Consider the following 24173-nt stretch of genomic DNA (forward strand, 5'->3'; position numbering starts at 1 on the left):
GCCGACACCCAGGCGATGATCAACACCGCCAGGACCCACAAACACGCCGTGGTGATCGGCGGTGGGCTGCTGGGCCTGGAAGCCGCTAACGGCTTGAAACTGCGGGGCATGGACGTGACGGTGGTGCACCTGGGTGAATGGCTGCTGGAGCGTCAGCTGGACAAGACCAGCGGCCAATTGCTGCAAACCGCCCTGGAAAATCGCGGGCTGAAATTCCGCCTGAGCGAACAGACGCAAGCCCTGCACGACGCTGGCAATGGTCGGGTCGGCTCGGTGCAATTCAAGAACGGTGACATCATCCCGGCCGACCTGGTGGTGATGGCCGCCGGTATCCGCCCCAATACCGAACTGGCGGAAAAGTCCGGCATCCCGTGCAACCGCGGGATTCTGGTCAACGACACCATGCAAACCTACGACCCGCGCATCTATGCCATCGGTGAATGCGCCAGCCACCGTGGGACCGCCTACGGCCTGGTGGCACCGCTGTTCGAGCAAGCCAAGGTCTGCGCCAACCACCTCGCGCAACTGGGCTTCGCCACCTACAAGGGTTCGGTGACCTCGACCAAACTCAAAGTCACCGGCATCGACCTGTTCTCCGCCGGGGACTTCATGGGCGGCGAAGGCACTGAGACCATCACCCTCTCCGACCCCATCGGCGGCGTGTACAAGAAATTGGTGATCAAGGACGACATCCTGGTCGGCGCCTGCCTGTACGGCGATACCGCCGATGGCGGTTGGTATTTCCGCCAGATCCGTGAGAACCATGCGATCGGCGAGATTCGCGACCACTTGATGTTTGGCGAAAATGCGCTGGGCGACGTGGGCCACCAAGGCCAGGACAAAGCCATGAGCATGGCCGACAACGCCGAAGTCTGCGGCTGCAACGGCGTGTGCAAGGGCACCATCGTCAAAGCGATCCAGGAACAAGGGCTGTTCAGCGTCGATGAGGTGAAAAAACACACCAAGGCCGCCAGTTCCTGCGGCTCTTGCGTGGGGCTGGTGGAGCAGATCCTGATCAACACCGTGGGCGGTGCCGCCGACGTCAAACCCAAGAGCGAAAAAGCCATCTGCGGTTGCAGCGACCTTAACCACGGGCAAATCCGCCAGGCCATTCGCGACCAGCACCTGCTGACCATCGCCGGCACCATGAGCTACCTGAACTGGCGCACGCCCAACGGTTGCGCCACCTGCCGCCCGGCGTTGAACTACTACCTGATTTCCACCTGGCCGGGAGAAGCCAAGGACGACCCGCAATCGCGCCTGATCAACGAACGCGCCCACGCCAATATCCAGAAAGACGGCACTTATTCCGTCGTGCCACGGATGTGGGGCGGCGTGACCAACCCGTCGGAACTGCGCCGTATCGCCGACGTGGCCGACAAGTACAACGTGCCCATGGTCAAGGTAACCGGCGGCCAGCGCATCGACTTGCTCGGCATCAAGAAGCAGGACCTGCCTGGCGTATGGAAGGACCTCGACATGCCGTCCGGGCATGCCTACGGCAAATCCATCCGTACCGTGAAGACGTGCGTGGGCAGCGAGTTCTGCCGCTTCGGTACGCAAAACTCCACGCAACTGGGCATCGAACTGGAGCACGACCTGTTCAATATGTGGTCGCCGCACAAGGTCAAGCTGGCGGTGTCCGGTTGCCCACGCAATTGCTCGGAAGCGGGCATCAAGGACGTGGGAATTATCGGCGTGGATTCAGGCTGGGAAATGTACATCGGCGGCAACGGCGGGATCAAAACCGAAGTCGCGGAGTTCTTCGTCAAGCTCAAGACCGCCGAGGAAGTGCGCGAGTACAACGGCGCATTCCTGCAGTTGTACCGCGAAGAAGCCTTCTACCTGGAGCGCACCGTGCATTACCTGCAGCGGGTCGGCATGGACCATATCAAGAAAGCCGTGCTGGAAGACCCGGACCGGCGTCAGGCCCTCAACGAGCGCCTGCAGTTTTCGCTGTCGTTCGAGCAAGACCCCTGGAAAGAACGCCTGGAACAGCCACTGCTGAAAAAAGAATTCGACGTTATCCCGGTCAAGCAATTGGAGGTGCCGGCATGAACTGGCTGGATATCTGCGCACTGGAAGACATCAACGCATTGGGCTCGCGCATCATCAACGGGCCCAAGGGCGACATCGCGATTTTTCGCACCAGCGACGATGAAGTCTTCGCACTCGATGACCGTTGTCCGCACAAAGGCGGGCCGCTGTCCCAAGGCTTGATCTACGGCAAGCGCGTGGCCTGCCCGCTGCATAATTGGCAGATCGACCTGGCGTCCGGCGAAGCCCAGGCGCCGGATATCGGTTGCGCCCATCATCACCTCGCCCGCGTGGAAAACGGCCGAGTGATGCTGGCCCTGCGGGATGCAGGGTGATGGACCGCCAGGTCACCGCGTCCACCTGCTGTTATTGCGGGGTGGGCTGCGGCGTGCTGATCGAGCACGACGGCACCCGGATCCTCGGCGTGCAAGGCGATCCGGACCACCCGGCCAATTTCGGCAAACTGTGCAGCAAGGGCGCCAGCCTGCATCTGACCGGCGACCTCGATGCCCGCGCGCTGTACCCGCAATTGCGCCTGGGCAAAGGCCTGGCCCGCACCCGCACCGACTGGGACACCGCCCTGGACCATGCGGCCAATGTATTCGCGCAGACCATCGCCGAACACGGCCCCGACAGTGTGGCGTTCTACATCTCCGGGCAACTGTTGACCGAGGACTACTACAGTTTCAACAAACTGGCGCGGGCGCTGGTAGGCACCAACAATATCGACAGCAACTCACGGCTGTGCATGTCCTCGGCTGTGGTGGGCTACAAACGGAGCCTGGGCGCCGATGCGCCACCGTGCAGCTATGAAGACTTGGAGACAAGCGACTGCGTAATGATCGTCGGCAGCAATATGGCCTACGCACACCCGATATTGTTCCGACGCCTGGAGGACGCCAAAGCGCGACGGACGCAGATGAAAGTCGTGGTGATCGACCCACGCCGTACAGACACCTGCGATCTGGCTGACCTGCACCTGGCGATCCTGCCGGGCACGGATGTCGCCCTGTTCCATGGAATTTTGCATCTGCTGTTGTGGGAGGACTGGGTCGACCGCGACTTCATCCAAGCGCATACCGACGGCCTGCCAGCGCTTAAACGCCTGGTGCACGACTACACGCCGCAAATGGTTACGCAACTGTGCGGCATCAGCGTCGAGCAACTGCGCCTGTGCGCGCAGTGGGTGGGCACCTCCAGTAGCTTCTTGTCGCTGTGGTGCATGGGGCTAAACCAATCGACCGCGGGCAGCGCAAAAAACAGTGCGCTGATCAACCTGCACCTGGCCACCGGTACGATTGGCCGGCCAGGCTGCGGGCCGTTTTCCCTGACCGGCCAGCCCAATGCCATGGGCGGGCGCGAGACCGGCAGCCTGTCGAACTTGCTGCCAGGGCACCGCGAAGCCGCCAACCCCGAACACCGCGCAGAAGTAGCCGCTTATTGGGGCGTCGATCAACTGCCCGCCACCACCGGCCTCACGGCTATCGAACTGTTTGAGCAGGTACAGGCGGGCCAAATCAAAGCGCTGTGGATCGCCTGCACCAACCCCGCCCAATCGTTGCCGGACCAGCATGCCGTGCGTGCAGCCTTGGCGACGTGTCCGTTTGTGGTGTTGCAGGAGGCGTTTCGAACCACCGAGACCGCGGCCTACGCCGACCTGCTACTGCCCGCCGCCAGTTGGGGGGAAAAAGAAGGCACGGTGACCAATTCCGAACGGCGTATTTCCCACGTGCGCCGCGCCATCGCCCCACCGGGAGAGGCGCGACCGGACTGGGCGATTACCGTGGATTTCGCTCAACGTCTGGAGCAGCGTCTGCGGCCGGGCCTGGACAGCCTGTTTGCCTTTGAGCAGCCCGCGCAGATCTTTGACGAGTTCAAACGGTTGACGCGCGAGCGCGACCTGGATTTGTCAGGCCTCAGCCATGCCTTGCTCGACCGTCTTGGCCCGCAGCAGTGGCCGTTTCCCATGGGCGCACAGGCCGGGACGCCACGACTTTACGTCGACGGCATTTTCCCCACCGACAACGGCCGCGCGCAGTTTGTGGCCGACCCTTATCGTGCGGCCAAAGAGCAGCGTGATGCACGCTTCCCCCTGACCCTGATCACCGGTCGCCTGCGCGACCAGTGGCACGGCATGAGCCGCACCGGCACGGCGGCGCAACTGTTCGGGCATGTCAGCGAGGCGCTGTTGAGCCTGCATCCGGACGAGTTGCGCCGTCACCGGTTCAAGGAGGGCGACCTGGTCAGCCTGAAAAGCCGTCGAGGCCAAGTGGTCGTCGCCGTCACCAGCGATGACAGCGTGCGCCCCGGCCAAGCGTTCCTGCCCATGCATTGGGGCGACCGTTTTCTCAAAGGCGGCGTCAATGTGCTCACCCAGCCGGCGTTCGATCCGCTGTCCAAACAGCCGGAACTCAAACACAGCGGCGTGCGCCTGGAAGCGGTGCAACTTCCGTGGCAGCTGTTTGCGCTGATCGAGGGCGACGTGCAGCAACACTTCGAAGCCCTGCGCCCGCTCTGTGAGGGTTTTGCCTACGTCAGCCTGAGCCTCACCGGACGTGAACGGCCGGCATTGCTGGTGCGTGCTGCCCATACCGAGGCGCCCGGCCTGCAATTGCTGAACCGCATTGACCAGTTGCTGGGGCTCAATGACGGCCCGGTGATGGCCTACGACGACCCGCGCCGGTCCATCGGTAAGCGGGTGAAGATCGAAAAGGGCCGCATTACCGCGTTGCGCCTGGCCGGTGAAACCCTCGCCCGCCATTGGCTGCAAAGCCTCTGGCTGGAAGGCCGCGCCGACGACCAATTACGCCGCTGGCTGTTGGCGCCTTTAAGCGCCCCACCGGGAGGGGCCGCAGCCGGCGGCAAGATCCTGTGTAACTGCATGAACGTCAGCGAAAACGCGGTGTGCGCCGGGATTGCCCGTGGCCTGGACCTCAATGGACTCAAACAGGCGCTGGGGTGCGGCACGCAATGCGGCTCCTGCTTGCCGGAAATCAAACGTCTTTTGGCCGCCAGCCCGCTGCCAATCGCAATCAGTGTGTGAGGGGAAAAATATGAGCGCAAAAGTGTGGCTGGTAGGCGCTGGGCCCGGTGATCCGGAATTGCTCACCCTCAAAGCGGTAAGAGCCCTGCATGAAGCCGACGTGGTGCTGATCGATGATCTGGTCAACGCGACGGTGCTGGAACACTGCGCCGATGCGCGCGTGATAACCGTCGGCAAGCGCGGCGGCTGCCGCTCTACGCCGCAGGATTTTATTCACCGCCTGATGCTGCGCTACGCGCGCCAGGGCAAGTGCGTGGTGCGGCTTAAAGGTGGTGACCCGTGCATTTTCGGCCGGGGCGGCGAAGAAGCGACGTGGCTGCGCGAGCGTGGGATCGACGTGGAGCTGGTCAACGGCATCACCTCCGGGCTGGCCGGAGCAACGAATTGCGATATCCCCTTGACCTTGCGTGGCGTGAGCCGTGGCGTAACCCTGGTCACCGCGCATACCCAGGATGACAGCAGCCTGAACTGGCGCGCACTGGCCGAAGGCGGGACGACGCTGGTGGTTTACATGGGCGTGGCCAAGCTGGAAGAGATCCGGCAACAGTTGCTGGACGGCGGTATGGATGCGGATATGCCGGTGGCGATGATCGAAAATGCATCGTTGCCCGCACAGCGCGAATGCCGTAGCCACCTGGCCGCGATGCATGAAGACGCGCAGGCTTTTGCGCTCAAGAGCCCGGCAATCCTGGTGATTGGCCGCGTTGCCGGCACGGCGCAAACGGCTTATGCCGCAGCAGCAGTCAGCGCCTGAGGTAAATCGCAGGCGAAAAAAAGCCCGGCCTGAGCCGGGCTTTTCCTTACTACTCAGTAATTACTGAGCGGTAGCTTCAACCGACGCTTCTACGCGACGGTTAACAGCGCGACCAGCTTCAGTTGCGTTATCAGCAACTGGGCGGGATTCGCCGTAACCTACAGCAGTTACACGGCTAGGAGCCACGCCGTCTTTAACCAGGATTTGCTTAACAGCGTTAGCACGACGCTCGGACAGCTTACGGTTGTAAACGTCTGGACCTACGGAGTCAGTGTGACCAGCAACTTCTACGTTGGTGGACGGGTACTGAGCCATGAAGTCGGCCAGGTTTTTCACGTCGCCGAGGCTGTTAGGCTTAACAGTCGACTTGTCGAAGTCGAACTTAACGTCCAGCTCAACACGAACAACCTGAGCAACCGGAGCTTCTGGCTCTGGAACTGGCTCTGGAGCTGGTGCTGGAGTAGGAGCTGGAGCAGCTGCGCCAGCGTTACCGCCGAAGTTCACACCCAGGCCAACCAGTGCGGAGTAATCCCACTTGCCGTTGTCCAGACCGTAGTCAGCTTCAACACCAGCACGAGCGTACAGGTTGTTGGTGAAGTAGTACTTCACGCCGGTACCGATGGTAGCGAAAGTGGTTTGGTCGCGACCGCTGTGGCCGTCAGCTTGCACGTTGGTACGGCTCTGGTGGCCGAAACCGCCTTCAACGTATGGACGCAGGCTGTCAACGCCAGCTTGACCGAAGTGATATTGGGCAACCAGGCTGCCGGTATCACCTTTGATCTTCTGGCTACCAGTGCCGTCGTTCGAACGGGTGTGGTTAGTCTTGTCGTAGGACAGGTTCAAGGACAGGTCGTCGGTCAAGAAGTAACCGATGCGAGCGCCAGGATTGAAGCCGTCTTCGATGTGCTTGACGCTATCGTTGTACTGCTTCTTGTAGAACAGCTCGCCTTCAACTGCGCCTTGGCCTTGTGCCAGAACGCCGAAAGAAGTAGCGGCAATAAGAGAACCAATGGCCAAGCCCAAGGTGTTTTTCAGTTTCATCCGTTAAATCCCCATCTGGTGATTGTAAAGCAGTCCCACAAACCGGGGGACAACTCGGCGACAAGTCTAACAGAACTTGCCTACACGTAAGAGATATTTGCTACGCACTAAGTTTCAGTCTCGCCCGCAAATTTCTCACGTAATTTATCAAGAGCACGTTTGTAACGCATCTTTGTAGCACTCAAGCCCATATGCATGATGTCAGCGATTTCTTGAAATTCCAATTCTGCGACGAAACGTAGCACCAGAATTTCACGATCAATCGGGTTCACATGCACCAGCCAGCGATCGAGTCCGCCCTTCTCCTCGGGTGCCGGCGCTTTTTCTTCAGCCGCTTCCTCGAGGGGGTCCAGACTCAAAGCGTCCATCAAGCGACGCTTTCGCCGTTCCTTCCGATACTGCGTGATGCACTCGTTATACGTGATGCTGTAGAGCCAGGTCTTGAACTTCGATTTTCCCTCGAAGTTCTTCAGCCCGTACAGCACCTTGAGCATCACTTCCTGACAGACATCGTCCGCGTCTCTATCGTTCCCCAAATACCTTGAACAAACGTTGAACAGAGTGCGTTGATATCTGCGCATCAATTCTTCGTACGCGCGTGTTACGTGAAACAGCTCCGTGTGCGAACGCGCGACCAGCTCCTCATCAGAGAGCTCACGGGGGTCATAGCGCGTGGACAGCGTTTGGGCTTTATTCAAAACAAGTCGTGCCGGCAGTCAGGTCAATGTCCGCTGCAACCCGGTCAGACGGGTTCGCGGCGGCGTACATTAGCAGGGTTTGCCGGTTTAGCGGCTACTGACCTGCTGCTCCAGGAGAATCCGGTTGGACAGCGACACCAGTTCTCCGTCGTCGGTCAGCACTGTCGTCTTGACTGTGCCGATCTCCTCGATTTGCCCTTCGACCTCGCCCACACGCACCTGTTGCCCAACTTGATACAGCTCACGCACATAGATTCCCGCAAGAATCTGACCGGCAATTTCCCGGCTTCCCAAGCCCATGGCCAGCGCAACGGCCAGACCAACGGTAATCAAAACGATCACGATAACGTGGTTAAGAAGGTCAGTTTTGACCTCCAACTGGCTGATCGCGACAGAAATACTGATGATGATCACCAGCCCCTGGGCAATTCGCCCCAGGCCTGCCGCGTAGTCCAGACCTACACCTTCGGCGGCTCCGCGCACCAGCCCATTGGCCAGTTGCGCAAGCAAAACGCCTACCAGCAACACCAGCGCGCCACCGAATACTTTCGGCAAGTACAGCGCCAGCATGTCGAGCGTAGCTGAAACTCGCTCAAGGCCAAGGGACTGAGCCGCAGAAACCAGAAAAATAAGTAGAACGAACCAATAAACGATCTTGCCGACCAGGGTAGAAATCGGCACTTGCAGCCCGGCGCGACCCAGCAGCTTGGTCAGGCCGGTGCCGGCCATCAGGCGATCCAGCCCCAGCTTGGCGAGCAATTTGGACAGCAGGGTATCAAGCAACTTGGCTACGACAAAGCCCAGCAAAACCAGGACCAGGGCACCAAACAGGTTGGGAATGAAATTCGCCACCTTGGTCCACAATGCGGTCATCGCCGTGACCAGGCTCTGGGTCCAGAGATCAAGTTCCATATTCAGTCAGCCTTATCTGCAGTGCGAGCAAGAGGTTTACCACGGGAAACCGGTGACACATGGGCCGAACCGTTGTTCAGGGCCATCATCAATGCCGGCACCCAGCGCCCGAGCAGCCCAAACAGGTCCCCCGCCCCCACCTGACGGTTGGCGGTTTTCAGTACGCGGCCCAGGCAGGCATCGTCATCACGATTGGATGGCGAAGCATTGAGCATGTCACGCAAAGACTGTTCGAACGGATCGTGCATAGAGACCTCTCGCAAGTGATTTAAAAGACGAGGGTAAAATTCATCGGGTCACATCGGCCCTTTCCTACGTTCAGCTCATATTCAGTTCAAACCCAGCGTAACCGTCGAAAAAGCCACCACTGACCCAGCGCCACCGAGACCATCAGCAGGCAGGCAATCATGAATCCGTAGGGGCTGCTGGAAAAAGGTATTCCCCCCACGTTGATGCCCAGCAAGCCGGTCAGGAAACTCATCGGCAAGAAGATGCCGGTGATGATTCCGAAGCGGTACATGGTGCGGTTCATGCGCAGGCTCAAGCGCCGGTCTTCTGCCTCAAGCACAAGCCCCACGCGCTCCCGAGCCAGTTCGAGCTCTTCCAGATAACGGGTCAGGCTGTTGTGCAATTCGTTCCAATAGTCGGCGTCGTCGTCACAGAACCACGCCAATTTGATTCGCGTCAGCTGGGCAAAAATATCCCGCTGCGGCGCCAGAAAACGCTTCAACCCAGCCGCTCGCCGACGGATCTGCAAGACGCTGCCGTGCTCCGGCGTGTACCGTTCGTCGGCGTCGAGTTTTTCTTCCTCGGAATCGACAATTTCAGACAGCCCGGTAACCAGATCCTGCACTTTGTTGGTCAGGTACTGCGCCATATAAAGGATGAGTTCAGACGCGGTTCTGGGGCCTTTACCCTCGGCCAATTGCGCCAGCAGCTCATCGGTGGCGCGCAAAGGGCGCAAACGCAGGGAAATCACACGTTCAGCGGCTGCAAAAATGCGGACCGATACCATGTCTTCCGGTTCCGCGCCGGGATTGAGGTTGATCCCGCGCAGAAACAGCAGCAATTCGGCATCCGGCAACGGCAACAGTCGAGGACGGGTGTTTTCTTCCAGCAGAAGGTCGCACGCAAACTCGCTCAAACCGCTGGATTTGCGCAGCCAGGTCTGGGTTTGAGGATGGCTGCGGTCCCAGTGCAGCCACAGGCTTTCCTGGGGCTGCAGTTGCAACTGATCAAGCTCAGTCCGGGCAATCGAACGCGCACCGCCTTTACCATCCAGCACCAGGGCATGCACCAGCCCCCATTGCGCGTTTTCTTCCTCGAACATCCTCATCCCTTTCCGCTACTGCTGTTTATTCAGGCATTTTCAGTGGGCTGGGCGAGACGATCACCCCGTTATTATCGGCATACACGTATTCGCCCGGACGGAACGTCACGCCCGCAAAGGTCACCACCACGTTCAGGTCACCGAGGCCGCGCTTGTCGGTTTTCATCGGATGGGAAGCCAGCGCCTGCACACCAAGATCGGTCTGCGCAATAACATCGACATCGCGGATGCAACCGTAGATCACCATGCCTTCCCAGCCGTTTTTTGCGGCTTTCTCGGCGATCATGTCACCCAGCAACGCGCGCCGCAGCGAACCACCACCATCGACCACCAACACCTTACCGGTGCCGGGCTGCTCGGCCTGTGCCTTGACCAGGGAGTTATCTTCAAAGCATTTGACGGTGACAATTTCGCCGCCAAAGGAATCTCGGCCACCGAAGTTGCTGAACATCGGCTCGACCACCTGTACCAGCTCCGGGTAAGCGTCGCACAGGTCGGGGGTCACGTAATGGTTCATCGGGAAACTCCTGTCGTCAAAGAAGAGGTCGGACATCCACGGTGTACATCAGAAAAACGTCTTGCAACAGGCATTCTTTAGGGGCTGGGTCACTGACGCCGGCCATGATCAGACTCACCCGAGCGTAACGCAACAGCCGTTACGCGACTGAATATGACCAGAAACGCCCGAGGCGTCATATCTTAGCCGCAACCACTCAACAGTGAAACGCCCAACGTAGAGCGCTTCGTCAAACCGCCACGGCCACCTCGGGCTCGATGCCGAACAAAGGTGTCAACGGGTCTTTCAACCAACGCTCCACCAAGGGCCACACCTGGGCCTGTGCGGCTTTGCTGACCAGCATTTGCACATGCCCGAAATCTTCGGTAAACCCCTGCCGACGCCCCAGGCACAGGTACTGGCGATGCTCGCTGCCGACTTGCTCGAACAGCTTGCGACACGCCCAGTCCGGATCTTGCCGGTCGCCCGCCGCGCTGACCGCCAACAGCGGCACATCGACCTCTGCCAAGCCCTTCCACCAATCACGTTCGGCATCGCCAAAGCGGCCGAACAGGCCATTCCAACGCATTGCTTCGATCATCACACCGGCCGGCTCGTCCTCGGGCCCGCGCTTGAATCGTGGACCGGACACCTGGGCAAGCCGCTTCAAAATAAATCGGCCGCCCCACTCCACCGGTGGAATTTTCAACGGCCAATGCCTGCGACTGATCTGGCAACCAAATAACGCCACCGAAGCCACTGACTGCGCGTTCAGGTAATGCCCGCCCAGCGCTGCGGCCAACGTCGTGGCGCCGAGGGAATACCCGACCCAATGCGGCACTTGCCCGCTTTGCTCGTGCACGAACGCACCGATGGCCGGCAAATCGTAGCGCGCGTAATCGGCGACACGGTTGCGGGCGTAGTCGTGGTTGCGCTTGGACAGGCCATGACCGCGCATTTCCGGGATCCAGACATCAAACCCCTGGCGCGCCAGGTGAGCCCCCAGGCCGACGCCCTTGGGCGAATACCAGAAGCGCCGATTGGAAAAACTGCCATGCAATAAAATAACCGGCGTGCCCCGGTTTTCCGGGACATCAGCCAGGCCCAGACGGGTAACCGCCAGCTCGACGGTACCGTCGGGGCTGTTACCGGGTTTGAGGCGGTACACGTCTTCACTCAGGTCGCCACGACGTTCAGCACTGATCAGGGCGACGGGAAACAGGTTGCTGCTGCTTTGCATAATGCTCTTGCACAAAAAAGGGCGGCGTCCGGCAGGAGTTCCGCCCTGTACAGATAAGAATGCCGGTCACCCGCAATGGGTGGCCGGCACTTTTGACATAGCGACGTTAAGCGGACGCTTGGCCTTCGGCGAGGAAGAACCAGGTTTCAAGCACCGAATCCGGGTTCAGCGAAACACTTTCGATACCCTGCTCCATCAGCCATTTAGCCAGGTCAGGGTGATCGGAAGGGCCCTGGCCGCAGATACCGATGTACTTGCCGGCCTTGTTACAGGCCTGGATGGCGTTGGCCAGCAGCTTCTTGACCGCAGGATTACGCTCGTCGAACAGGTGAGCGATGATCCCGGAGTCGCGGTCCAGGCCCAGGGTCAGCTGAGTCAGGTCGTTGGAGCCGATGGAGAAACCGTCGAAGAACTCCAGGAATTCTTCGGCCAGGATGGCGTTGGACGGCAGCTCGCACATCATGATCACGCGCAGGCCGTTCTCGCCGCGAGTCAAACCGTTTTCGGCCAGCAGGTCGACCACCTGGCTCGCCTCGCCCAGGGTACGCACGAACGGCACCATGATTTCGACGTTGGTCAGCCCCATCTCGTTGCGCACACGCTTGAGGGCGCGGCATTCGAGTTCGAAGCAGTCACGGAACGCTTCGCTGATGTAACGCGAGGCACCACGGAAACCCAGCATCGGGTTTTCTTCTTCCGGCTCGTAGAGCTTGCCGCCGATCAGGTTGGCGTATTCGTTGGACTTGAAGTCGGACAGGCGCACGATGACTTTTTTCGGGTAGAACGCCGCAGCGAGGGTGCTGATGCCTTCCACCAGCTTCTCGACGTAGAAGCCCACCGGGTCGTTGTAGCCGGCGATGCGCTTGTCGACGCTTTCCTTGATGTCCAGTGGCAGGCCGTCGTAGTTCAACAGGGCCTTGGGGTGCACGCCGATCATGCGGTTGATGATGAACTCCAGGCGGGCCAGGCCCACACCGGCGTTCGGCAACTGCGCGAAGTCGAAGGCGCGGTCCGGGTTGCCGACGTTCATCATGATCTTGAACGGCAGGTCCGGCATGGCGTCGATGGAGTTCTGCTTGATGTCGAAGCCCAACTCGCCTTCGAAGATGAAGCCGGTGTCGCCTTCGGCGCAGGACACGGTCACGCCCTGGCCATCTTTCAACAACTGCGTGGCGTTGCCGCAACCGACGACTGCGGGAATCCCCAGCTCACGGGCGATGATCGCCGCGTGGCACGTACGCCCGCCACGGTTGGTGACAATGGCGCTGGCGCGCTTCATCACCGGTTCCCAGTCCGGGTCGGTCATGTCGGAGACCAGCACGTCACCCGGCTGGACTTTATCCATCTCGGACACGTCCTTGATGATGCGTACCTTGCCGGCGCCGATGCGCTGGCCGATGGCACGGCCTTCCACCAGCACGGTGCCGGTTTCCTTGAGCAGGTAGCGTTCCATGACGTTGGCCGAGGTGCGGCTCTTAACGGTTTCGGGGCGGGCCTGCACGATGTACAGCTTGCCGTCGTCACCGTCCTTGGCCCATTCGATGTCCATCGGGCACTTGTAGTGCTTTTCGATGATCATCGCTTGTTTGGCCAGTTCGCTGACTTCAGCGTCGCTCAGGCAGAAGCGCGCACGCTCGGCCTTGTCGACGTCAACGGTCTTGACCGAACGACCGGCCTTGGCCTCGTCGCCGTAGATCATTTTGATCGCCTTGCTGCCCAGGTTGCGGCGCAGGATGGCCGGGCGGCCGGCTTCAAGGGTGTGCTTGTGTACGTAGAATTCGTCCGGGTTGACCGCGCCTTGTACGACGGTTTCGCCCAGGCCGTAGGCGCCGGTGATAAACACCACGTCACGGAAGCCCGATTCGGTATCCAGAGTGAACATCACGCCGGCAGTGCCGGTTTCCGAACGCACCATGCGCTGCACGCCGGCAGACAGGGCCACCAGCTTGTGATCGAACCCTTGGTGTACACGATAGGAAATGGCGCGGTCGTTGAACAGCGAGGCAAACACTTCCTTGGCCGCGCGGATCACGTTTTCCACGCCGCGTATATTAAGGAAGGTTTCTTGCTGACCGGCGAACGAGGCATCCGGCAAATCTTCGGCAGTGGCCGAGGAGCGCACGGCGACGGCCATATCCGGGTTACCGGCGGACAAGGTGGCGAAGGCGGTGCGGATTTCGTCGTTGAGCTTCTCGGGGAACTCGGCTTCCATGATCCACTGGCGGATCTGGGCGCCGGTTTTGGCCAGGGCATTGACGTCATCGACGTCCAGGGCATCCAGCGCAGCGTGGATCTGGTCGTTGAGGCCGCTCAGCTCGAGGAAGTCACGGTAAGCCTGGGCCGTGGTGGCGAAACCACCTGGCACCGAGACACCAGCGCCTGCAAGATTACTGATCATCTCGCCGAGGGATGCGTTCTTGCCCCCTACGTGCTCTACATCATGGACGCCGAGCTTATCGAGGGAAACTACGTACTCTACCAAGGTGATCTCTCCACTTTCTGTGTTGGAAAAGCTCAGGACGCCGGCTGCTCAGTAGGAGCAAACGCCAGCGCTTGTGGCCTGGACCTGGAAAATAAGTGAGAATGCGGCCCACTGCGGGACAGCAAAATCGCGCCTATCATATCCAAGATTCGCCATCAGCTTAAGGCCCAGGGCTCAAATGAAACGATCTGCTTTCTTTATTTCCGATGGCACCGGCATCACGGCCGAAACACTGGGCCAGAGCCTGCTTGCGCAGTTCGAAAACATTACCTTCGCCAAATTCACGCGGCCTTATATAGACAGCGTGGATAAAGCGCGGGCCATGGTACAACAAATCAATCTGGCGGCTGAAAAAGACGGTTTTCGCCCGATCATTTTCGACACCATCGTCAATCAAGACATTCGTGAGATTCTCGCAACGTCGAATGGTTTCATGATCGACATTTTCTCCACGTTCCTGGCGCCACTGGAACAGGAGCTGAGCGAGCATTCCTCTTACTCCGTAGGAAAGTCCCATTCCATTGGTCATAACTCCAACTATATGGAGCGTATCGAGGCGGTAAACTTTGCCCTCGACAATGATGACGGCGCCCGCACGCACTACTACGACAAGGCCGACCTGATCCTGGTTGGCGTGTCGCGCTGCGGCAAGACGCCGACCTGCCTGTATATGGCCATGCAATTCGGTATCCGCGCGGCCAACTACCCGCTGACCGAGGACGACATGGAGCACTTGACGCTGCCGGCCGCCCTGCGCGCGCATTCGCACAAGCTGTTCGGCCTGACCATCGACCCGGACCGGCTCACTGCGATCCGCAATGAACGCAAGCCCAACAGCCGTTATTCGAGTTACGCACAGTGTGAGTTCGAAGTGCGCGAAGTGGAAAATCTGTTCCGCCGCGAGAATATTGCGCACATCAACTCCACGCATTTTTCGGTGGAGGAGATTTCGGCGAAGATTCTGGTGGAGAAAGGTGTGGAGCGCAGGTTCAAGTAGAGTTGTGTTGCCTGAACTGGCGCCTTCGCGAGCAATCCCGCGCCCACATTTGCCTGCATTTCAGGGTTGAAACTCGACCAATGTGGCGCGGGCTTGCCCGCGAAGAACGATAACCCGATCTCACAGTTGAAACCGCCCCCCACCCTGCCCCAGCGCCGTGGCCAACGCATCAAACCCCGCCCGTAACAACTGATCATCCCCCGACGTATTGCAGATACTGGCCCGAATAAACTGCGGCACCGCCGTCTGCCCCACGGCAAACGCCTCGGCGGTGGCGATCAGGTAGTTGTTCTGCTTGAGTTCCGCTTCGATTTCCGACGCGCGCCAGGGTTCGGGCACCTCGATCCAGAAGTGTGGGCTGTTGAGGTGGGTACGGTAGGCCAGCCCGTTCAGCAAGTCTTCGACCAACGCCTTGCGCCGGCTGATCTCGTTGATCTGCTGGCGCAGCAGATACTGCGCCGTGCCGTTTTCGATCCACTGGGTCGCCAGCTCCAGGGTCACGGGGGTGGCCATCCAGCAGGTCGAACGCAACGCCGCCGAAATGCGGCTGACCAGGGCTGGCGGCGCATGCACATACCCCACGCGCAGTCCGGCCGACACCGCTTTGCTCAGGCTGCTGATCAAAATCGTACGCTCGGGCGCAAAGGCGCTCAGCGGTGGCGGGCGATCTTCCACCAATACACCGTGGGCCTCGTCCTCGAGAATCAGCAGATTGTGTTCGCGACAGACCTTGACCAAGGCCTCCCGGCGCGCCACCGATAACACCGCCGTCGTAGGGTTCTGGATGGTCGGTGTGCAGTACAGCGCCGAAATCCGGTGATTACGACAGACTTCATCCAGCGCGCCCGGCAGCACGCCTTCTTCATCCATCTCCAGCCCGATCAGCCGCACACCCAGCATACGCGCGGCAGTGATCAACCCTGGGTACGTCAGCTGCTCGGTGACCACCGTGTCGCCGGCGCGCAGCAGCGCCATCATCGCGCAGAGCAAACCGTGCTGGCCGCCATTGACGCAGATGACCTGCTCGGGAATCGGATGGAAGTCGCGCTGCACCAACCATTGCGCACCGGCTTCACGGTAGCGCGGCAGGCCAGCATCCGGGGTGTAGGCGCTGATGTCCTGAAGGAATTTGCCGTTGGTCGAAAGGGTTTGGAAGCTCTGGGCAAGGAACACCGTTTCCTGCCCGGGAATATGCATGTTACGGCTCATATCGAAGTACTGGCGTGGCTCCTCGCTGAAATTGCGAAAGCCTTCATCACGCTGGCGCTCCATCCCACGCTTGCGCACGAATGTGCCGTCACCCACACGCGCCACCACCAACCCTAACCGTTCCAGCTCACCGTAGGCGCGGCTGATGGTGCCGATGGTGACACCCAGATTGTCGGAAAGCACCCGATGGGGCGGCAGTTTTCTTCCCGGTTCAATCGTGCCTTCAAGGATGCCCCTTTCCATGACATCGGACAGGCGCTTGTACTTCACGCCCTGACCGTTGGACAACCCCTCACGCATAATTGACACCATGTCAATATTTGTTTTGACAGTCATCATTCGCCCTAATAGTGTGCTTTTGCGGGTTCAATCACCGGATTGAATCACTTATAACAAGTCCAATATAGAGTTCAATTCCGGCTCAGGGAAGCAATAAACGATGCCAATGTCCGCCGTTCTTGAAAACACCGAAAAAACCAAAACTCGGAAACAGTGGCTGGCCGGGTTGATCACCAGCCTGATGTTCCTGATCGTGTGCCTGAGCTGGGGCACCACTTGGCTGGGCATCAAGATCGCGGTGGAAAGCGTGCCGCCGCTGACCTCCGCGGGCCTGCGCTTTCTGATCGCCTTCCCGTTGTTTCTGTGTTTTGCCCTGGTGCGCCGTGAGCCGATTCTGTTTCCGCGGGAAAGCCGCTGGTTTTTCGTATTCGTGACCCTGTCCTATTTCAGCATTCCGTATTACCTGCTCAATTACGGCGAGATGCACGTCTCGTCCGGTCTGACCGCCCTGCTGTTCAGCTGCATGCCGGTGTTCATCCTGATTTTTTCCGCGCTGTTCCTGCGCGAGCGCATCTACTTCTCCCAGGTGGTGGGCATTGGTATCGGTTTCGGCAGCCTCTACATGATCATCAAGAGCCAGGGCCTGCACCTGGACCACGCCGAGTTCTTCGGCGTTCTGGCGATTCTGACCGCAGCGATCATGCACGCCTTGTGCTACGTGATTACCAAGCAAAAAGGCAGCGCCATCAGCGTCATCACCTACAACACCCTGCCCATCGGCATTGCCGGGCTAATGCTGTTCGTGGCCGGCCTGTGGTTTGAAACCCCGACCTTCGACGACATCACCCTGCGCTCCTGGAGTGCGCTGTTCTACCTCGGGCTGGTGGCATCGGTGGGCGGTTTCATTGTGTATTTCATGCTGCTCAAGCGCCTGAGCCCGATCATCCTGTCATTTGTGTTCATCATCTTTCCGGTGTTCGCGGTCATCATCGGCGCCTGGTACGAAGGCGTGGAAATTTCCCGGGACCTGATGCTGTACTCGGCGGTCCTGCTGGCCGGCTTTGCGATTACCAAGTTGCCCATCGAAAAACTGCTGGCCAAGAAAAAATGATCCTCAACCGACGCGAGAGAAACATGGAAGTCCTCCGCCCCGAAGCCCTGGAACAGATCTACGCCCACGCCAGCCGCAGCTATCCCGAGGAATGCTGCGGCTTCATCTTCGCCGACGGCAGTGTGTACCTGGGCAGCAATATCCAGAACGAGTTGCACCGCAAGAACCCCGAGATGTACCCACGCAGCGCGGCCAGCGGCTACACCTTTTCAGTGGCCGATACCTTGCTGATGAACAAGGCGTTTCGCAGCGACAACCCGGTGGTGGTGATCTACCACTCCCACCCGGACGTCGGTGCCTATTTCAGTGAAGAAGACCAGGACAAGGCGCTGTTCCTGGGTGAGCCGATCTACCCCGTCAGCTACCTGGTAGTAGACGTTCGCCAAGGCCAGGCCCTGGGCTCAAAGCTGTTTGCCTGGGATGGCAAACATTTCGCCCCTCAACCTTTCAACGACCTGCACACGGAGTTGTCCATGAACGCTGTCTCTTTCCCCGACATTCTGGTTCGCGTGGCCAAGCTGCCGGAATCGACCCTCGAGGGCGCCGGAACGACATTGCGCGAAGTCATTGAAAACCTCTGCAACCGCTACCCACAGTTGCGTCAGCATCTGTTTCACGAGAAGAACGATCAGCTCAAGGAACACTTCCTGTTTACCGCGCAGGAAGAATTGATCGACGCCGACGAGCCGCTGCCTGAACAAGCCCGAATCGAAGTGCTGCTCGCCACCTCCGGCGGTATCGACGTCGACACCCTGAGCAACGAAGAAGTGCAACGCTACGTACGCCATATCACCCTGCCCGGTGTGGGCCGTGAAGGCCAATTGGACCTGAAGAAAGCCAAGGTGCTGATCATCGGCACCGGCGGCCTGGGCTCACCCATCAGTCTGTACCTGGCGGCGGCCGGCATCGGCACCCTGGGGCTGGTGGACTTCGATGTGGTGGAAAGCAGCAACCTGCAACGCCAGATCGTGCACGGCAACAGCACCCTGGGCATGCCCAAGGTGGAATCCGCCAAGCAACGCCTGCAGGATTTGAACCGCCACATCCGGATCAACGCGCACAACACCGCGCTCAACGCCGACAACGCTCTGGAACTGGTGGGCGCCTACGACCTGGTGATCGACGGCACGGATAATTTCGACACCCGCTACCTGGTCAATGACGCGTGCGTGCAGTTGGGCAAACCCCTGGTGTACGGCGCCATCTATCGTTTCGACGGGCAAATCAGCGTGCTCAACTATAAAGGCGGGCCGTGCTATCGCTGCCTGTTCCCCAAGGCCCCGCCCGCAGAGCTGGCGCCCAATTGCAGCGCCGGCGGGGTGATCGGCGTGTTACCGGGGGTGGTCGGGATGATCCAGGCGACCGAGGCGATCAAATTGCTCATCGGCATTGGCGAACCCTTGTCCGGCCGCTTGATGCGCTTCGATGCACTGGCAATGAAATTCAGCGAGATCCGCTTCAAGCGCCGTGCCGACTGCCCGTGCTGCTCTGAACGGCGCCACAGCGAAACCGCCGCACCGACGGCGTGCGCGGACGCCGTGCCGAGCCAACCGTCCCTGGCCGAAGAACGCTACATCAAGCCTCGCGTGCTCAAGCAGGTGATCGACAACCACCGCAGCGCCGACGTCTTGCTCGACGTACGCGACGCCAGCGAACTGGAAGTGTGCAAATTGCCGGGCGTGGTGCACATCCCGCTGGCAGAGCTGGACGCGCAACTCGACAGCCTGAGCCGCGACAACACCCATTACCTGATCTGCTATGCCGGCACGCGGGCCGAGCAGGCCGCCAGCACCTTGCTGGCGGCGGGTTTCGCCAATACCAAAGTCCTGCAGGGCGGCATGAAACACTGGGTGCGCGACGTCGAACCCGACATGCCGCTGTACTGACCGGGGGCCGACTGATGCTGCATAACTCCATTCTCGACGTGATCGGCCAGACCCCGATCGTACGTCTGGGGCAGTTTTCCGAAGACCTCGGCATCGAGGTCTACGCCAAGCTGGAATCCCTCAACCCGGGCGGCAGCCACAAGGCGCGCATCGCCCTGGGCATGATCCTCGACGCCGAACGCCGTGGCGTGCTGATGCGCGACTCCGGGCAAACCATCATCGAACCCAGCGGTGGCAACACCGGCATCGGCCTGGTGATGGCCGGCAACGTGCTCGGTTACAAAGTGGTGCTGGTGATTCCGGACAACTACAGCCCCGAAAAACAAAAGCTGCTGCGCCTGTATGGCGCCAAAGTTGTGCTCTCGGACAGCCGCCTGGGTAACAATTCCCACGGCGAAAAGTGCATGGAGCTTCAGCTGGAAAATCCCAACTACGTGATGCTCAACCAACAACGCAATCGCGCCAATCCCCAAACCCACCGCGACACCACCGCGCCGGAAATCATCCGCGCCTTTGGCGATCAGCGCGTGGATTACTTCGTCAGCGGCATCGGCACCGGTGGGCATATCACCGGTATCGGCGAAACCCTCAAGGCGGCCTGGCCGGCACTGCGCGTGATGGGCGTGGAGCCGGAAGAATGCGACCTGCTCAAAGACCAGCACGCCGCGCACGCCATCCAGGGCCTGTCGATTGGCCTGATCCCGAGCATTCTTAACCTGAACGTACTGGACGGCATGCTCAAGGTGTCGCACTCGGCGTGCCTGGAAATGATCAAACGCATCATGCGCACCGACGCCATCAGCCTGGGGTTGTCCTCGGCCGCCAACATGGTCGCCATCGCCCAACTTGCCCCGCAATTGCCGCCCGAAACGGTGGTGTTGACCCTGGTCTACGACAATGCCGACAGCTACCTGCCCAGTTTCGAATAACCGGTTACCCAACCATCCAGAATGCGGGGGTGCCTCCATGGGAGGCTTTATCGACATGCAACAGCTGCACGATGAGCTGCTGACCCACCTCATCCAAACCCTCACACCTGCGCAGATGAAGCAGTTGGAACCGCACCTGGCGCCGCTGATCCAGAACGCCGCCCAGGCGGTGGCCGAGGATTTGATCGCCTACGCCTATCGCGACCCGGCGTCGCGCGGGCGCGGCGAATTGATCCTGGAATCCTACGCCTCGTTCAAAGCGGTGTTGTTCTACCGGCTTGCGCACCTGGTGTGGAATTTTCCGGAGCCGGCCCACGGCGTATTTACCCGCATGGCCCTCAAGCTCAGCAACCAGGGCAAGATCCTGTCCGGGGCCGAGATCCACCCGGCTGCGCGCATCGGCCGGCGCTTTGTGCTGGACCATGGCTACGGCACGGTTATCGGCGAAACCTGCGAGATCGGTAACGACTGCTACATCCTCTGTGGCGTGACCCTGGGCGCTCGCGGCATTGCCAACAACCCGGACGGCAAGCGCCATCCTCGGCTGGGCAACAATGTCGAGGTCGGCGCCGGGGCACGGGTGCTGGGCTATGTGCAGATCGGTGACAACGTGTTTATCAGCCCGTCCTGCGTCATTACCCAGGACGTGCCGGCGGGCACCAAGGTCAAGGTGGTCAACCAGATCCAACTGCAGAAAAACGATGAATCGGAGCACAGCAACTACCTCGGCGCGTTCGCCCTGGAAGAGCGCCTGCACGTGGTCGGCGAGGTCGATGCCGGCCATAAGGTCACGGTGCTGGACGCCGACTTTCATCCACTGCAGGGGCTGATGCTCGAACCGACGGTGAAAGAGCGTCATCACCTGCAATTTCGCCTGCGCCGCCTCGACACCGGCCAACAGCTGCCGCGCCTGCCGCTGAACCTGAAAGTCTGCGGGCCGGAGTTCGAAATCACCCTGCTCTCTCCCCCTGGCTTGAGTGCAATGGTGCGTCACCTGATGCAAGCCAACCCACTGATCGTCGGAGGTTGAACATGTCCGTGCATACCATGGAAACCCTGGCGCTGTTCGACAGCGCCCCTTATCAAAACGCCTTCAGCGCACGGGTGATTGCCGTCAGCGAGCAGGGCATCGCCCTGGAGCACACGCTGTTCTACCCCACCGGCGGCGGGCAACCGGGTGATACCGGCCACCTCACCCTGGCCGATGGCACCCGCGTGGAGGTCACCGGCACGGTGCGCGACCCGGTGCTGCGCTCGATCATCTGGCATCAGGTGCAACAGTGTCCCGCGCAACTGATCCCCGGCGTCCAGGTCGACGCCGGGCTGGATTGGGAGCGCCGCTACCAGCATATGAAGATGCACACCTGCCTGCATTTGCTGTGCGCCATCATCGACGCCCCCGTCACCGGTTGCAGCATCGGCGCGGACAAGGGTCGCCTGGATTTCGACCTGCCGGAAATGACCCTGGACAAAGACAGCATCACGCGCGACCTCAACGCACTGATCGAGCAGGCCCACGCGGTGAAAACCCTGTCCATGCCGGCCAGCGAATATTCGACGCTGCTGCAGATCACCCGCACCCAGGCGGTTGCGCCGCCGGTCGTTCAAGGCTCCATACGCGTGATTGAAATTCCCGGCATCGACATCCAGCCGTGCGGCGGCACCCATGTGCTCAATACCGAAGAAATCGGCCGGGTGTTCTGCGAGAAGATCGAGAAGAAGAGCAAGCACAACCGCCGGGTCATCCTGCGGTTCGAGTAGCGGGAGCGCGGTCTGCTGTGGGAGCCGGCTCCCATATTTGGACCGCGGGCATCAGTCAGATAGCCACGGGCTGCGCCGACACCACGGGAGCAAGCTCCCTCGCCACAGGTTCAGCGCCGCCCGCAGATTTGTATGGATACCGACAGCTGCCACATTGACCGCGTGGTTTTCTAGATCACGAACAGGTCCATGAAGCGGTTGACTGGCGTGGCCTCAAGCCGCGTCTGGTCCTTGCACAACGTAAAAATCTCGGCGCTGCGCTGTGCGGTAAACCGTGTGGCCAGGTTGGCTCTGAACTTGTCTTCCAGCAAAGCAATCCCGTCCTCCCGACGACGGCGATGGCCAATCGGATATTCCACCGCTACCTGCTCGGTGCAGGTGCCGTCGGTGAAGAACACCTGCACCGCATTGGCAATGGAGCGTTTGTCGGCCTCCAGGTATTCGCGGCTGTAACGTGGGTCTTCGACGATGACCATCTTCGCGCGCAACTCATCGATGATCGGATGGGCGGCATGGAATTCATCCTCGTAATGCTCGGCCACCAACGTGCCGAAAGCCAATGGCACGGCGGTCATGTATTGCAGGCAATGGTCACGGTCCGCGGCGTTGGCCAGTGGGCCGACCTTGGAGATGATGCGAATCGCCGACTCGTGGGTGGTGATCACGATGCGCTCGATTTCATGCAGGCGTTTGCTAACCAACGGATGCAAGGTGACCGCTGCTTCGCAGGCAGTCTGCGCGTGGAATTCAGCGGGGAAGCTGATCTTGAACAGCACATTTTCCATCACGTAGGTGCCGTACGGCTGAGACAGGCTGAACCTGCGCTGTTCTTCAGGCTTGAGGGCCAGGTCCTTGTTGGTGTGGCTGAACAACACGTCGTAAAAGCCCCATTGTGGCGCGCTCAGCACACCGGGAATGCCCATCTCGCCGCGCAGCGCGATATCCGCCAGGCGCACGCCGCGACTCGATGCATCGCCCGCCGCCCAGGATTTGCGCGAACCTGCGTTCGGCGCATGGCGGTAAGTGCGCAACGCCTGCCCATCGACAAAAGCGTGAGACAACGCCGCAAGCAGTTGCTCACGGTTGGCGCCCATCAGCTTGGCGGTGACGGCCGTCGAAGCGACTTTCACCAGCAGCACATGGTCGAGGCCGACGCGATTGAAGGAATTTTCCAAAGCAATCACGCCCTGGATCTCGTGGGCCATGATCATTGCTTCCAGCACGGCGCGTACGGTCAGCGGTGAGTCACCACTGGCCACGCGTTTTTGCGACAGATGATCAGCCACCGCGAGAATGCCGCCCAGGTTGTCCGAGGGGTGGCCCCATTCGGCCGCGAGCCAGGTGTCGTTGTAGTCGAGCCAGCGCACGATACAGCCGATGTCCCAGGCCGCCTTGACCGGGTCCAGCCGCAGCGAAGTGCCCGGCACCCGAGCGCCGAACGGCACCACGGTGCCTTCGACAATCGGCCCCAGGTGCTTGGTGCACTCAGGGAAGCGCAAGGCCAGCAGGCCGCAACCGAGGGTATCCATCAGGCAGTTGCGTGCGGTGTCCAATGCGGCCTCGGACTCGATCCGGTAGTTGAGGACATAGTCGGCGATGTCCTGCAGGACCTGGTCGTAGTCGGGGCGGTTGTTCTGGTCGACGTTGGCGCTCATGGCTGTTCTCCAAAAAGTGGGTTGGGTGTGTTCCATCCTCAGGGTCAGGGTTGATCGTGTCGCAGGTCTGATTGCCTGCTTACAGCTCAATTCTTGTGGGAGCGGGCTTGCCCTAATGCCAGTCAGTTAAGACAGAACCGGTCACTGTGGCGAGGGAGCTTGCTCCCGCTGGACTGCATAGCAGTCCCATTTTTGGGGCCGCTTCGCGCCCCAACGGGAGCAAGCTCCCTCGCCACAGTGACCGGTTCTGTCTTAACTGACTGGCATTAGGGCAAGCCCGCTCCCACAAGAATTGAGCTGTAAGCAGGCAATC

The 24173-nt window shown here is 60.2% G+C and carries 20 protein-coding genes; 10 read left to right on the forward strand and 10 right to left on the reverse strand.

From position 1 onward, the window contains the following. From nirB to cobA, 4 genes are all read left to right on the forward strand, one after another. On the forward strand, positions 1–2058 hold a 2058-nt coding region (nirB, locus tag Q1V60_RS08005), incomplete at its 5' end, for a nitrite reductase large subunit NirB (RefSeq protein ID WP_300629045.1). After that, positions 2055–2372, forward strand: coding sequence for a nitrite reductase small subunit NirD (gene nirD / locus Q1V60_RS08010; protein WP_300629048.1), 318 nt, complete (start codon positions 2055–2057; stop codon positions 2370–2372). The genes nirB and nirD, both read left to right, overlap by 4 nt. Continuing rightward, entirely contained in the window at positions 2372–5080 is a 2709-nt protein-coding gene (locus Q1V60_RS08015) for a nitrate reductase (protein WP_300629050.1), read from the forward strand. Before nirD ends, Q1V60_RS08015 begins: the two co-directional genes overlap by 1 nt. Before the next feature lie 10 nt (positions 5081–5090). Then, a complete protein-coding gene (cobA, locus tag Q1V60_RS08020) occupies positions 5091–5834 on the forward strand; it encodes a uroporphyrinogen-III C-methyltransferase (RefSeq protein WP_300629052.1) in 744 nt (247 codons plus the stop codon). A gap of 60 nt (positions 5835–5894) precedes the next feature. On the opposite strand, the gene Q1V60_RS08025 is transcribed toward cobA, so the two are convergent. The 8 genes from Q1V60_RS08025 to ppsA form a co-directional block, all read right to left on the reverse strand. Next, positions 5895–6875, reverse strand: coding sequence for an OmpA family protein (locus Q1V60_RS08025; RefSeq protein ID WP_300629055.1), 981 nt, complete (start codon positions 6873–6875; stop codon positions 5895–5897). A 107-nt stretch (positions 6876–6982) separates the two neighbouring features. Further along, on the reverse strand, positions 6983–7573 hold the full coding sequence (gene sigX / locus Q1V60_RS08030; protein ID WP_300629057.1) for an RNA polymerase sigma factor SigX: 591 nt from the start codon (positions 7571–7573) through the stop codon (positions 6983–6985). An 87-nt stretch (positions 7574–7660) separates the two neighbouring features. Then, the gene (locus tag Q1V60_RS08035) at positions 7661–8485 is read right to left on the reverse strand and encodes a mechanosensitive ion channel domain-containing protein (protein ID WP_034099717.1); all 825 of its coding nucleotides are present in this window, start codon (positions 8483–8485) and stop codon (positions 7661–7663) included. Between the two features lie 2 nt (positions 8486–8487). Beyond that, positions 8488–8733 (reverse strand): hypothetical protein, encoded by a 246-nt coding sequence (locus Q1V60_RS08040; RefSeq protein ID WP_003230316.1) that lies wholly within the window; start codon positions 8731–8733, stop codon positions 8488–8490. 86 nt (positions 8734–8819) lie between these two features. Further along, positions 8820–9815, reverse strand: coding sequence for a zinc transporter ZntB (locus tag Q1V60_RS08045; RefSeq protein WP_300629062.1), 996 nt, complete (start codon positions 9813–9815; stop codon positions 8820–8822). A gap of 25 nt (positions 9816–9840) precedes the next feature. Continuing rightward, a complete protein-coding gene (gene rraA, locus Q1V60_RS08050) occupies positions 9841–10332 on the reverse strand; it encodes a ribonuclease E activity regulator RraA (RefSeq protein WP_300629065.1) in 492 nt (163 codons plus the stop codon). 229 nt (positions 10333–10561) lie between these two features. Next, positions 10562–11551, reverse strand: a complete 990-nt coding sequence (locus Q1V60_RS08055) for an alpha/beta fold hydrolase (protein WP_300629067.1) — start codon at positions 11549–11551, stop codon at positions 10562–10564. 106 nt (positions 11552–11657) lie between these two features. After that, the gene (ppsA, locus tag Q1V60_RS08060) at positions 11658–14033 is read right to left on the reverse strand and encodes a phosphoenolpyruvate synthase (protein ID WP_300629068.1); all 2376 of its coding nucleotides are present in this window, start codon (positions 14031–14033) and stop codon (positions 11658–11660) included. Positions 14034–14211: 178 nt separating this feature from the next. On the opposite strand from ppsA, the gene Q1V60_RS08065 reads away from it, so the two are divergent. After that, entirely contained in the window at positions 14212–15030 is an 819-nt protein-coding gene (locus Q1V60_RS08065; protein WP_003193298.1) for a pyruvate, water dikinase regulatory protein, read from the forward strand. Positions 15031–15150: 120 nt separating this feature from the next. On the opposite strand, the gene Q1V60_RS08070 is transcribed toward Q1V60_RS08065, so the two are convergent. Further along, positions 15151–16575 carry a PLP-dependent aminotransferase family protein gene (locus Q1V60_RS08070; RefSeq protein WP_300629073.1) on the reverse strand — a complete coding sequence of 475 codons (1425 nt, stop codon included), beginning with the start codon at positions 16573–16575 and terminating at the stop codon, positions 15151–15153. Positions 16576–16735: 160 nt separating this feature from the next. Between Q1V60_RS08070 and Q1V60_RS08075 the strand changes: the two genes are divergently transcribed. From Q1V60_RS08075 to Q1V60_RS08095, 5 genes are read left to right on the forward strand one after another with little or no spacing between them, the layout of a single operon-like run. Next, complete coding sequence (locus Q1V60_RS08075; protein WP_300629085.1) at positions 16736–17629, forward strand: EamA family transporter; 894 nt, start codon at positions 16736–16738, stop codon at positions 17627–17629. 23 nt (positions 17630–17652) lie between these two features. Then, entirely contained in the window at positions 17653–19515 is a 1863-nt protein-coding gene (gene moeB, locus Q1V60_RS08080) for a molybdopterin-synthase adenylyltransferase MoeB (RefSeq protein WP_300629075.1), read from the forward strand. Between the two features lie 14 nt (positions 19516–19529). Then, entirely contained in the window at positions 19530–20444 is a 915-nt protein-coding gene (locus Q1V60_RS08085) for a cysteine synthase family protein (protein WP_300629077.1), read from the forward strand. A gap of 37 nt (positions 20445–20481) precedes the next feature. Next, complete coding sequence (locus Q1V60_RS08090; protein ID WP_300629079.1) at positions 20482–21474, forward strand: serine O-acetyltransferase; 993 nt, start codon at positions 20482–20484, stop codon at positions 21472–21474. Positions 21475–21476: 2 nt separating this feature from the next. After that, the gene (locus tag Q1V60_RS08095) at positions 21477–22205 is read left to right on the forward strand and encodes an alanyl-tRNA editing protein (protein WP_300629082.1); all 729 of its coding nucleotides are present in this window, start codon (positions 21477–21479) and stop codon (positions 22203–22205) included. 170 nt (positions 22206–22375) lie between these two features. Here Q1V60_RS08095 and prpD read toward each other — a convergent pair whose 3' ends face one another. Next, positions 22376–23860 (reverse strand): 2-methylcitrate dehydratase, encoded by a 1485-nt coding sequence (gene prpD, locus Q1V60_RS08100; RefSeq protein WP_300629083.1) that lies wholly within the window; start codon positions 23858–23860, stop codon positions 22376–22378. Positions 23861–24173: the final 313 nt, after the last annotated feature.

The sequence above is a fragment of the Pseudomonas sp. genome, assembly GCF_030147005.1.
In the GTDB taxonomy this organism is placed as follows: Bacteria; Pseudomonadota; Gammaproteobacteria; order Pseudomonadales; family Pseudomonadaceae; genus Aquipseudomonas.

Bases quoted from the DNA above. Each gene is read 5' to 3' on its own strand.
- nirD (WP_300629048.1), top strand. From the start codon at position 2,055: ATGAACTGGCTGGATATCTGCGCACTGGAAGACATCAACGCATTGGGC.
- Q1V60_RS08015 (WP_300629050.1), top strand. From the start codon at position 2,372: ATGGACCGCCAGGTCACCGCGTCCACCTGCTGTTATTGCGGGGTGGGC.
- cobA (WP_300629052.1), top strand. From the start codon at position 5,091: ATGAGCGCAAAAGTGTGGCTGGTAGGCGCTGGGCCCGGTGATCCGGAA.
- Q1V60_RS08025 (WP_300629055.1), bottom strand. From the start codon at position 6,875: ATGAAACTGAAAAACACCTTGGGCTTGGCCATTGGTTCTCTTATTGCC.
- Q1V60_RS08035 (WP_034099717.1), bottom strand. From the start codon at position 8,485: ATGGAACTTGATCTCTGGACCCAGAGCCTGGTCACGGCGATGACCGCA.
- Q1V60_RS08040 (WP_003230316.1), bottom strand. From the start codon at position 8,733: ATGCACGATCCGTTCGAACAGTCTTTGCGTGACATGCTCAATGCTTCG.
- Q1V60_RS08045 (WP_300629062.1), bottom strand. From the start codon at position 9,815: ATGTTCGAGGAAGAAAACGCGCAATGGGGGCTGGTGCATGCCCTGGTG.
- rraA (WP_300629065.1), bottom strand. From the start codon at position 10,332: ATGAACCATTACGTGACCCCCGACCTGTGCGACGCTTACCCGGAGCTG.
- Q1V60_RS08055 (WP_300629067.1), bottom strand. From the start codon at position 11,551: ATGCAAAGCAGCAGCAACCTGTTTCCCGTCGCCCTGATCAGTGCTGAA.
- Q1V60_RS08065 (WP_003193298.1), top strand. From the start codon at position 14,212: ATGAAACGATCTGCTTTCTTTATTTCCGATGGCACCGGCATCACGGCC.
- Q1V60_RS08070 (WP_300629073.1), bottom strand. From the start codon at position 16,575: ATGACTGTCAAAACAAATATTGACATGGTGTCAATTATGCGTGAGGGG.
- moeB (WP_300629075.1), top strand. From the start codon at position 17,653: ATGGAAGTCCTCCGCCCCGAAGCCCTGGAACAGATCTACGCCCACGCC.
- Q1V60_RS08085 (WP_300629077.1), top strand. From the start codon at position 19,530: ATGCTGCATAACTCCATTCTCGACGTGATCGGCCAGACCCCGATCGTA.
- Q1V60_RS08090 (WP_300629079.1), top strand. From the start codon at position 20,482: ATGGGAGGCTTTATCGACATGCAACAGCTGCACGATGAGCTGCTGACC.
- Q1V60_RS08095 (WP_300629082.1), top strand. From the start codon at position 21,477: ATGTCCGTGCATACCATGGAAACCCTGGCGCTGTTCGACAGCGCCCCT.
- prpD (WP_300629083.1), bottom strand. From the start codon at position 23,860: ATGAGCGCCAACGTCGACCAGAACAACCGCCCCGACTACGACCAGGTC.